This window comes from Povalibacter sp. (assembly GCF_036735925.1).
GTDB lineage: Bacteria > Pseudomonadota > Gammaproteobacteria > Steroidobacterales > Steroidobacteraceae > Steroidobacter.
The window spans coordinates 55,795-59,742 of sequence record NZ_DAINNK010000022.1; the positions used below are offsets into that span (position 1 = coordinate 55,795).

The 3,948-nt window shown below is 65.1% G+C and carries 3 protein-coding genes and 1 pseudogene; all 4 read right to left on the bottom strand.

The window, feature by feature from the left end:
* On the bottom strand, nucleotides 1-1,295 hold a 1,295-nt coding region (gene ntrC, locus V7D81_RS09200; protein ID WP_324315946.1), incomplete at its 3' end, for a nitrogen regulation protein NR(I).
* Entirely contained in the window at nucleotides 1,276-2,385 is a 1,110-nt protein-coding gene (glnL, locus tag V7D81_RS09205; protein WP_324315941.1) for a nitrogen regulation protein NR(II), read from the bottom strand. The genes ntrC and glnL, both read right to left, overlap by 20 nt.
* An 88-nt stretch (nucleotides 2,386-2,473) precedes the next feature.
* The gene (locus tag V7D81_RS09210) at nucleotides 2,474-3,184 is read right to left on the bottom strand and encodes a DUF4124 domain-containing protein (protein WP_324315943.1); all 711 of its coding nucleotides are present in this window, start codon (nucleotides 3,182-3,184) and stop codon (nucleotides 2,474-2,476) included.
* Nucleotides 3,185-3,309: 125 nt separating this feature from the next.
* Nucleotides 3,310-3,948: pseudogene (gene glnA, locus V7D81_RS09215) on the bottom strand (glutamine synthetase); the annotation flags it as partial.

Below are 3,948 nucleotides of genomic sequence, written 5' to 3' on the forward strand. Positions count from 1 at the left end.
GCGCGGATCAGCGTGCGTTCGAACTCCGGCATCGCATCGTCGAGCAGCGGCGTTTCGCCGGCAGCGAGACGTTTGTCCGCCCAGCTCGTGAGCTGGCGCGTCCACTCGTCCTGCAGTCGTGCGGGGCCGGGAGCACCGCCGAGATCGGTGGGAATGTCTTCGGCCTTGATCTCGCGGCCGGGCGCAGTCACGGTGAGTCGGCGACAGGTGTTGACGAGCTGGCGGACGTTGCCGGGCCAGTCGAAGCTCGACAGTACGGCCATCGCTTCCGGCGACAGCGTCTTCGATTCGACACCGAGTTCGATGGCGGCCGCGTCGAGATAGTGAAGGATCAGTTCCGGAATGTCTTCGCGACGCTGGCGCAGCGGCGGTACTTCGATGCGGATCACGTTCAGGCGGTGCAGCAGATCCTCGCGGAACATGTTCTGTTTCACGCGTTCTTCCAGCGCCTGGTGCGTGGCTGCGATCACGCGCACATCGACGCGCACGGGCACCTGGCCGCCGACGCGATAGAACTCGCCTTCGGCCAGTACGCGCAGCAGGCGGGTCTGCAGCTGCGGCGACATGTCGCCGATTTCATCGAGGAACAGCGTGCCGCCGTCGGCCTGTTCGAAGCGGCCGCGACGCAGTGCATCGGCGCCGGTGAACGAACCTTTTTCGTGACCGAACAGTTCGGACTCGAGCAGATCCGCAGTGAATGCGGACGTGTTCAGCGCGATGAAGGCCTTGCTGGCGCGCGGGCTGTGACGATGCAAGGCGCGGGCGACCAGTTCCTTGCCCGTGCCGGATTCGCCGGTGATCAGCACGGTCATGCTGGAGCGCGACAACCGGCCGATGGCGCGAAACACTTCCTGCATCGCCGGCGCCTGTCCCAGCATTTCGGGAATGCGGCGCGATTCGGTGCTGACTTCTTCGACGCGTTCCTTCTGCTGGGCTGCGCGACGCACCAGGTCGACGGCCTGATCGATGTCGAACGGCTTCGGCAGGTATTCGAAGGCGCCGCCCTGGTACGCGGCGACGGCGCTGTCGAGATCCGAGTGCGCCGTCATCACGATCACCGGCAGTTGCGGCTGGCTGTCGTGAATCTCGGTCAGCAGTTCGAGGCCGCTGCGGCCGGGCATGCGAATGTCGGTGATCAACACATCGGGTCGATCGCGTCGCAACGCCGCGAGCGCCGAGTCGGCGTGATCGAACGCGGTCGGCGCCATGCCTCCCTGGCGCAGCGCGCGCTCGAGCACCCAGCGGATGGAGGCATCGTCGTCGACGAGCCAGACATTAAGAGGCTTGACGGGCATCTGGAGCATGGAATGGCAGCAGGATGGTGAAGGTGGTCAGACCGGGGCGGCTTTCGAACTCGATCAGGCCATCGTGGCGACTGGCGAGATCCTGGGCGACGGCGAGGCCGAGGCCGGTGCCGTCGGGGCGTCCCGTCACGAGCGGATAGAAGAGCGTGTCGCGCAGCTGTTCGGGAACGCCCGGGCCGGTGTCTTCGAACTGGATGCACGCGACCAGGCGATAGCGTTTCGTGCCGATGTTCTGATTCGTCAGCGCCCGCGTGCGCAGGATGATCCGGCCGCCGTTCTGCGAGAGCGCCTGCACGGCGTTGCGCCCGAGATTGAGCATCGCCTGGATGATCTGGTGCCGGTCGAGCAGCAGCGGCGGCAGGCTCGGATCGTAATCGCGCTCCACCGACACGTTCGGCGGCGCATCGGCAGCCAGCAGGTGACCGACGTGCTGCAGCAGTTCGTGGATGTTGACCGACTCCTTGCGCGGGTGATGACCCGGACCCAGGAGCGTATCGACCAGCGTCGCGAGACGATCCGCTTCGCTGATGATGACGGAGGTGTACTCGCGCATCGCCGCATCGCCGAGCTGGCGTTCGAGCAGCTGCGCCGCGCCGCGCAGGCCGCCGAGCGGATTTTTGATCTCGTGCGCGAGCTGCCGGATCATGGCGCGGCTGCCGCCGATCTGGGTCAGCAATGCATTCTCGCGGGTGATGCGCTGGTGCTGCGTGCCGTCGCTGATTTCGATCAGCGCCGCGCCGGGCGTTCCGGGCTCTTCATACGGCGCGACATTGCAGTCGACGATCAACTCGCCGTCGCCGTTGACCGGTCGCAATGCCAGTTCGCGGCGCGAGATCGGTCGCCAGGTTTCCATCGCGCGTTCGACGACGAGAGTCAGCGCCGTCGCGTCGACCAGCAGTTCGGCGACCGGCCGGCCACGTACCTGATTGCGACTCACGCCGAACAGTGTTTCGGCGGCGACATTCAAATAGAGAAGGGTCTGCGCATCGTCGACGATCAGGATGCTCGTACTGAGACTGTCGAGAATGCGATCGGGATCTGCCATGGCGCGCCGGCCGATGCTCGTTGCGTGTGCAACCATGGCGCCCGTCACCCCGCCACCTGGCAGGTGTGACGACGGACCGTGCACGCGACAGCGCGCGCGCGAAGTCGGCGGAGAGAAGGACGGGTTACTTGCCCGGCTTGGGCGTCGACGGTTTGACCGCCGGTTTCTGCACGACCGGTCGATTGGTCGCCGGATCGATCTTTGCGGCAGACACCGCGGGATTCAGCGCAGCGTAAGTCGGCTGCGACGCAGGCATCTTGTTGCCGGCACGCGGTTGCGGCTTCGGCGGCGGACGGAGGGCAGGACCCGTCGGCGGCTGCGCTGCGGATTCCTGCCGCACGTAGAACACCACCCGTTCGGTTTCCTGGATCCTGTTGCCACCCGAATCGGTCACGGTGGCGATCACGGTGTGTTCGCCCCGGGCTACACCGGTCAGGTCGAAGGAAGTCGTGTTGCCCGGAAAGCCTTCGACCAGCCGGCCATCCAGATACAGGTTCAAGGTGTGGCCGGGCGCCAGCCCCGGTTCCGTCCGTATGTTCACGGTGACCTGGCCGCCAGTGTTGGCGATGGTTTCTTCTGGCGAGGGCTTCCAGATTTCGAAGTTGCGATACGCCGGCCCACTGTCGGCGGGCGTCGAACTGCTGGAAGAAGAACCGTATGAAGGAGTATTCGCGCTCGGCAGCGAAGAGCCCGTGCTCAGCTCCATCCGCGTCGCCCCCGGCACGGGGCGATCGGCGTAGTGAGTCACCCCGTCGGAGTCCACCCACTTCCACACTGTCTGCCCTGCAAGGGCAGGACCCGCGAGAAATGCGAGCAGCAACAGGGTAGTGCGCATGGGGATCGAGCATATCCGCTTCGCTCCGACCTGACAAAAGCGGCAACGACATTGTGTGAACGGCGTCACCGCCTCCTTGAAACAGAGCGGACGCCGGATCGTTGCCGATCCGGCGTCCGTGTGAGTTACACGCTGTAGTACAGCTCGAACTCCAGCGGGTGCGTGGACATGCGCACCTTGGTCACTTCCTGCATCTTCAGGCCGATGTAGGCATCGATGACGTCGTCGGTGAAGACGCCGCCTGCCTTGAGGAAGCCGCGATCCTTGTCGAGCGACTCGAGCGCCTGCTCCAGCGAGTAGCAGACTTCCGGAATGTTCTTGGCTTCTTCCGGTGGCAGGTCGTACAGATCCTTGTCCGCGGCTTCGCCCGGGTGGATCTTGTTCTGGATGCCGTCGAGACCGGCCATGAGCATCGCGGCGAAGGCGAGGTACGGATTCGCCGTCGAATCCGGGAAGCGCACTTCGATGCGACGGCCCTTCGGATTCGCCACCCACGGAATACGGATGGAGGCCGAACGGTTACGAGCCGAGTACGCCAGCATCACGGGCGCTTCGAAGCCCGGCACCAGGCGCTTGTAGCTGTTGGTGCTGGCGTTGGTGAACGCGTTGATGGCCTTGGCGTGCTTGATGATGCCGCCGATGTAGTACAGCGCCAGATCCGACAGGCCGGCGTACTTGTCGCCTGCGAACAGCGGCTTGCCGTCCTTCGAGATCGACTGGTGCACGTGCATGCCGCTGCCGTTGTCGCCGACCAGCGGCTTCGG